Below are 6,400 nucleotides of genomic sequence, written 5' to 3' on the forward strand. Positions count from 1 at the left end.
GTGCGCCGTCAGTTCCGTTCCGCACGGAAGGAGCGTCGTGCATGGGGAGTCGTGCTGGTGGTCCTTGCCGCTGTGGCGGCTTTCGCGGGACCGACGCTCGCGCTCGGCATCATCTTCGGCGTGGTCTCGCTCATCTTCCTGATCGCCCTCGTGCGGAATTTCACGATCTCGTTCGCGGCCTCTCGATCGATGATGGCCGGACGTGGGTGTCGTCCTCCGGTCGCACGCCGGACGGTCTCGGTACTGGTCGCCTGTCACAACGAGGATCGCGTGATCGACGATCTCCTGGGCCATCTGTCGGCCTTGGACTACCCGTCGCACCTTCTTCAGATCATCATGGTCGACGATGGATCCGCCGATGCGACTCTGGAGCGACTGCGGCAGTGGCAGGTCGGTTGGCCTGCGCTGACGGTCCTCGCACGCGGTGCGGACGCCACCGGTGGCAAGAGCGGCGCGCTCAACGACGCGCTCCGACATGCCACGGGCGACATCGTCGTGGTCTTCGACGCGGACCATCGCCCCGATCGCTACTGTCTGCGGTATCTGACAGCGGTGTTCGACGACGATGACGTCGCGGCCGCTCAGGGGAGGTGCGTCGTCTACAACGCCGACGCGAGCCTGATATCGGAGCTCGTCGCGCTCGACTACCTCGGCGGGTTCGTCGTGAACGAGAGGGGTCGGACGGCGTATGCCGGCGCACCCTCGTACGGCGGGTCGAACTGTGCGATCCGTCGTGACGTTCTTACCGCGATGGGGGGCTGGAATGTGATGTCGGTCACAGAGGACACCGACATCACGATGCGGATCTACCTCGCTGGAGCGCGCATCGCCTACGAGCCGCGGGCCGTCGACTACGAGCAGGCCGTCTCCGGATTGTGGGCGTACATCAAACAGCGGCATCGCTGGGCGCTCGGCCATCAACAGGTGTTCCGTGACTACGTGTTCGACCTGGTGCGCTCGCGGACGATCCGCGGAGTGCAGAAGGCTGAGCTCCTCTTCTACCTCGCGATCTATCACCTCCCCGTCATCTGCACCGTCGGCCTGGTGCTGATGGGGGTCGCTGCGCTGCTCGGGGTCGCCAGTCCGACCAGCACTGCGGTGCTCGTGGGACTCTGGCCGCTCCTTGTGTGGGGGCCCTTGATTCCGGTCGGGATCGCACTCGTCGCGGCCAGAGCGCCGTCCCGGCGATTCCTGATGGCTCCCCTGCTTCTCCTCCTGGTCATCCTCGGGGTAGGGATCGTGACGACGGCGTGGGCTCGAGGGCTGTTCGGGCGCCGCTACTCCTGGGCGAAGACGGTGCGGGCCGAGCAACTCGAAGCGGAGAGGGCCCAGCTGTCGGGAGAGCAGGTCGTCCTCCCCGATAGGCCTCTTCAGCGGGCGCAAGGTGAAAGGGTTGCGCCGCCGGCGCGGCGCAGGTCGCCGATGACGGAACTCGTTCCAGGGTTCCGTATCCTCGCGCTGACGGCCATCGCCATCACCATCGGGTCCGCGGCATACGTGGTGTGCGAGTTCTGGGTGCGCCGCATCGAGACGAGCGCGGTGAGCGAAATCCTCCGCGCGGTGGCGCACACTCGGATCGAAGCAGATGGAGACAGGCTGTGGCTCTACGATCGCAGGGGTGAGCTCTTCCTCCTGGTCACCGACATCGGGTGCTCGATCGCTCCGGTGATGCTCGGAGCACTGCTCATCTGCCTGGTGCTGAGACCGCTGGCGCCGACGTGGTCCCTGATCCTGGGGGCGGCATCATCGATCTGCCTCGCCTTCGGTGCGAACGTCGTCCGCATCGGCGGGTTGGCGCTGATCGCCGACTTCGCCGGGTTCGATGCGATGAGGCTCGCCCATGACACCATCGCGTCAGCGTTCGTCATCGTTGCTGTGATGATGTCCTTCGTCGTGCTCGTGGCGATCCCGGCGCGTGCGGCGCGGATCGAGATCGATGCGTGAGCCGGGTCAGGTGAAGAGCAGGGCGGCTGCGCCCGCCAGATCACGCACGCAGCGCGTCCCCTTCCCGTCGGCCTGGCACGGCACGTGCCCGTACTCGCCCGTGTGCACGCGGAGGCAGCCGAGGTAGCCGGCGTTCTCGGCGCCTTTCACGTCCTTGTCCCAGCGATCACCGATGTGGAGGATCCGTGCGGGCGGGATGTCGAGAGCGCGCGCGGTCTCGAGGAAGGGGAGCTCGTGCGGTTTGCGGTAGGCGCGACCGTGCTCGTCGGAGATCGTGATGACGTCGAACAGGGAGCGGATGCCGAGAGCATCGATCTTGTTGTGCTGGCCCGCGGGCGCACCGTCGGTGATCAACGCGGTCGAGACTCCGCGCGATCGAAGCCCTCGAAGGATCGCGACCGCGCCGACGTACGGCTCCAACTCGGAGGCGCGGTACTGGTGGAAAGCGCTCACGAGAGCGGTGAGCTGATCGGGATCGAGTTCAGGGAACGCAGTATCGATGATGCCGCCGCGGGCGGAACCCTCGGCGGAGACGGCCATCAGTCTGGGGAAGCCCACTTCTGCAGGGACGTCGAACGCGGACTGAGCCGTCTGAGCGACGTCCTGCCATGCGCCTTCGAGCCATGACGACTGGGGATAGAGCGTGTCATCGAGATCGAAGGTGACGGCGACAGGAAGGTGGGTCAGGGCATGCGTGCTCGCAGGGCGAGTGTACGGGCAGCGAGGAATCGTGTTCATGCGACGGGCACCTGTCGACCGACGAAGTCCGGCTCGCCCTGAGCGAGCAGGTGCCCCACATCATCGGTGCCGAGGATGCGGGAGATCTGCGCCCAACTGGTGCCGTCACCGAACGGAACAGTGCGGTCTGCCAGCAGCTCGAGAGACCCGTTCGATCCGAAAGCTCGGACGTGCCCTCTGACTGCATCCGCGTCCAGTCCGGCGAGGATCGAGAAACCCTCCTCGATGCCCTCCCAGCGCGGAGTCGAGCCACGGATGATCACGGTCGGCACGCCGAACCACGCCGCCTCCTCCTGCAAGCCGCCGGAATCGGTCACGACTGCCCGGGAGTGCCGGAGTGCCTCGACGATCTCCCAGTAGCCCAGTGGCGGGGTCAGCGCCGCCCCGGTGGCGCTCAGCCTGTCCCACAGGTTGTGATGCAGAAGCCGTTCGCGGGTACGCGGATGCACGGGGAAGCGGATCGAGTGTCCGTCTGCGGCCAGCCCTTCGACCACCTCGACGACGTGGGCGAGCGACTCGCGCGCGTCGACGGAAGTGGGGCGATGGGCGGTGAAGAGGATTCCCTCCCGCTCTGGCAGAGGGATTCGGGAGAGGCCCCGGCCGGCGAGCGGATCGAGCCCGGGATTTCCGACGACCGCGATCGTGTGAGCGGGTACGCCTTCGGCGAGGAGAGCGGCGGCCGCCCTCTGTGTGGGGGCGAAGTGCACGCGTGCGCTCGCCGCGAGGATGCGGCGATAGCCCTCCTCCCTCGACCTGATGTTGTAGGAGCGCAGCCCCGCCTCCACATGGACCAGAGGGATCCCGCGGTCGATCGCGGCCAGGGCGAAGACCGGGACGGTGACGGTGTCGCCGAGGAGGACGACGGCTTCCGGTTGCTGTCGCTCCAGGACGTCGATGGCCTTCGTGACGAGGGCCCCGATCCTCTCGTTCGACTCGGACGGAAGGGTCCAGGTCTCATCCACGCGCAAGCCGAGTTCCGCCGTCATGGTCGCGCCGAGTGGGCCTCGGCCGTGCTGTCCGGTGTAGACCATGTGCACGTCGTGCTCGCCGAGCAAGGTGCGATTCGCTCCCGAGAACTTGATCACCTCCGGGCGCGTGCCGAACGCGGCGAGCAGCCGACGACGTGTGTGCGACGACGATGGCGAGGAGGGGGTCGCCGTCAAGAAGCGGCTGCCACGCGGAGCCGCCGCCGCGAAGAAGCGGTCGACCACGGCTCCCGGTTCGCCGCGAGAAGGGCGCGCGGAGATGCCGGAGGCCAGGTGGAGGTAGGTGCCGACCAGATCCGCGCCCGCGGCAAGGCTGATCCCCAGACCTCCGGAGTATCTGGGGTTGAGCTCGACGATGTTCACGGCGCCGGCGGAGTCGATGAATCCCTGGGCGTTCCCTGGCCCGACATAGCGCAGGCCGCGCACCATTCGATCGACGACGGCGTGCAGGGCGTCGTCTTCGAACACCTGGCCGCTCGCGCTGATCCCTCCGCGCACGGCCAGGCGCCACCGGGAGGCATAGGCGACGATCCGCGAGGTCTCGTCGGAGAGGAAGTCGACCGTGAACTCGCGACCGGTCAGACGCTCCTGGATGATGCGGGTCGTGTCGAACTGCCGGGGAAGCGAAGCGATGTCATCATGCGCGATTATGCCCCGTGATCCTCGGCCGACGCGTGGCTTCGAGATCCACGGCCCCGGCGGCAGGGGCTCCCCGACCAGCGACGTTCGAGGGGTCGGAATCCCCAGAGCCGTCAACGTTCCGGCGAAGGCCAGCTTGTCCTGGCAGACGGCGACGGCCTTCGCCGAAGGCAGGAGAATGCGCGTGCCGGCGGCGACCAGAGCGTCCCGCGCGGGGGCGAGGACAGCGAGCTCTTCGGCCGTCGTGACGATCAGGACATCGGCGTGCCAGGCGGAGAGGCGCGACAGCAGGGAGTCGAGGTACCGAGGATCATGGGCAGCGGGGATCGTGGCGCACGCGTCCGCCATCGTCTGTCCGGCGCCGTGCTCCTCGACGTCGACCGCACCGACCCAGTGGCCGCGGCGCGTGAGGTGGTCGACGACCGTCGTGCCGGCGGGGCCGGCGCTGCCCGTGACTACTGTGCGCATGGTGGTCTCATCCCTCTTGTCGTGACGTGGCGGTGGCGATCTGCCGTGCGTGCCTAGCACCGCGCAGCATCTGGGGAGCGCGGTTGCCCGATGGCCATGACGCCGAAGAGGTGCGATGATTACGGGCGCCGCTCCAGGTGACAGCGCCGGCTCTTCTCAGAAGGGGTGCGGCCAAGGACAGTGGGAATGCCCGATGGGCGAGTGGTGGCTCAGCCGTGGGCGAGTGCGTCAATCGGCGATGACCGAGTCGCCAGGCGTGTCGGCATCACAGCCGCGACCAGGGTGAGGAGGCTGGTGGCGATGACGATGATGACGATGGGGATCCATGGGATCTGCGGTCCCAGAATGGTCGCGGTTCCTCCGGGGACTGCGGCGCCCAGCGAGCCGAGAAGCGATTGCGCGCCTATCCAGCCGTACAACACGCCCAGGAAGATGCCCGTCACGGTTGCGGTGATCGTGATGTGCGCGGCTTCCAGCAGAATCAGCCGCCGGATCTGTCCCCGTGACAGACCGATCGCTCGGAGCAGCCCGAGCTCCTGGCGTCTTTGCACGACGCCGATGGTGAGGAGATTGATGAGGCCGACCGCAGCGATGGCGGCGGAGACGGCTACGAGTACCATCATGATCGCGGAGAAGGAGTCGATCCAGGTGTAGAACGACTCCGCAGTCCCTTCGCCTGTCACGATCACCATCAATCGCTTCGCGGATTCCGACGCGACGGCGAACATGGTCACCAGGGTCACGCCCATCACCACGCCGATCGCCATCCGCGACGAACGCTCCGGGTAGCGCAGCGCGTTCTCGGCAGCGAGACGAGCCGTGACGCTCGAGCCGAACATCCGCGCGACCAGGCGCAGCATCATCGGCATGAACAGCACGGATCCTACGGCGATCCCGGTGAAGGAGAGCACGCCGCCGAGGAAGGCGATGAGCACTCCGAGCGGACTGAGTAGTCCCGCCAGTGCTCCGCCGACCAGCAGTACCGCACCGGAGGTGAGCAGGAGCCACGCTCCGATGTGGCGGCTCGCCTTCCGGGTGACCTCGTCGTGCGTGCGCTCGATGGCGCCCCCCAGCGCTTGCAGCGGCGTCACAGCGAGCACGCGCCGAGAACCGACCCAGGCCGCCGCCCAGGTCGTGACCACGACTCCGGTCGCGGGCAGGAGAGTGAAAGGCTGGACGACGGAGAAGTCCGACGGCGCATTCGGCAGCATCCCTGCCCCGATCGCCGCTCCGACTATCGCCAGCAGCAGCCCGGCGAGCAGACCGATCGCTGCTCCGAGGAGTCCGACGACGAGTCCCTGCCTGCCGACCCGCGCGCGTTGCGATCGCGCGGTCGCTCCGATCAGGCGCATGAGCGCGATCTGCCGCGTACGGCCGGCGATGATCGTCGAGAAGGTGTTGGCGGTGACGATGGCCGCGACGTACATCGCCACTGCCGTCAGCACGCCGGTCAGGATCGCGACGACGGTCACGGCAGTGCCGCTGCCCGCGAACCCAGGATCATCCTGGATGACGGCGCCGATGTAGGCGGTGATCTCCACGAGGAGCACGCCGAACGCCGCGGACAGTGCCGCGACCAGGATGCTGGCGCCCATCCCGCGGTCGCGCAACCACGCGAGTCGGGG

4 protein-coding genes are annotated in these 6,400 nt (G+C 67.6%); 1 reads left to right on the forward strand and 3 read right to left on the reverse strand.

The window, feature by feature from the left end; translation table 11 throughout:
• Complete coding sequence (locus tag FFS56_RS19190) at positions 1 to 1,944, forward strand: glycosyltransferase (RefSeq protein ID WP_127011514.1); 1,944 nt, start codon at positions 1 to 3, stop codon at positions 1,942 to 1,944.
• Between the two features lie 6 nt (positions 1,945 to 1,950).
• On the opposite strand, the gene FFS56_RS19195 is transcribed toward FFS56_RS19190, so the two are convergent.
• The 3 genes from FFS56_RS19195 to FFS56_RS19205 form a co-directional block, all read right to left on the reverse strand.
• On the reverse strand, positions 1,951 to 2,682 hold the full coding sequence (locus FFS56_RS19195) for an HAD family hydrolase (protein WP_127011515.1): 732 nt from the start codon (positions 2,680 to 2,682) through the stop codon (positions 1,951 to 1,953).
• On the reverse strand, positions 2,679 to 4,775 hold the full coding sequence (locus FFS56_RS19200; RefSeq protein WP_127011516.1) for a UDP-N-acetylglucosamine 2-epimerase: 2,097 nt from the start codon (positions 4,773 to 4,775) through the stop codon (positions 2,679 to 2,681). The genes FFS56_RS19195 and FFS56_RS19200 overlap by 4 nt, the downstream gene beginning before the upstream one ends.
• Before the next feature lie 209 nt (positions 4,776 to 4,984).
• Positions 4,985 to 6,400 (reverse strand): ABC transporter permease (locus FFS56_RS19205; protein WP_249353008.1); only part of this gene is annotated, 1,416 nt, incomplete at its 5' end.

It is taken from the genome of Microbacterium sp. Beta, from assembly GCF_005502545.1.
GTDB lineage: Bacteria > Actinomycetota > Actinomycetes > Actinomycetales > Microbacteriaceae > Microbacterium > Microbacterium oxydans.